The following is a 218-nucleotide window of genomic DNA, read 5'->3' as shown; positions in this document are numbered from 1 at the left end:
CTGGTCCTTGCCCAGGGTCAACTTCTCGAAATTGTCCGCGCCGCTGACCGATTCCAGTTTGTTGACGATGGATGGCTGGCCGCCGGTGTAGACGTCATCCTTGGCGATGATGGTGGCGGAAGCGGAGGTCCCGTTCGCTGGAACAGTCACCTTCGTGCCGTCGGACAGGGTGAACTCCAACGGACCGTGGTTATTGATCGGCAGACCGGCCGCGTTGG

At 61.0% G+C, this 218-nt stretch carries 1 protein-coding gene; it reads right to left on the bottom strand.

Annotated features, from left to right (window positions below; all coding sequences use genetic code 11):
- Positions 1-218, bottom strand: a 218-nt coding sequence (locus VC35_RS28325; RefSeq protein ID WP_185754717.1) for an immunoglobulin-like domain-containing protein, incomplete at both ends; no start/stop codon positions are given.

Origin of the sequence: Pseudomonas fluorescens (assembly GCF_000967965.1) — a bacterium.
In the GTDB taxonomy this organism is placed as follows: domain Bacteria; phylum Pseudomonadota; class Gammaproteobacteria; order Pseudomonadales; family Pseudomonadaceae; genus Aquipseudomonas; species Aquipseudomonas grandcourensis.
Note: the sequence above shows the minus strand (reverse complement) of the source record. Positions and strands in the feature narration are given on the sequence as shown.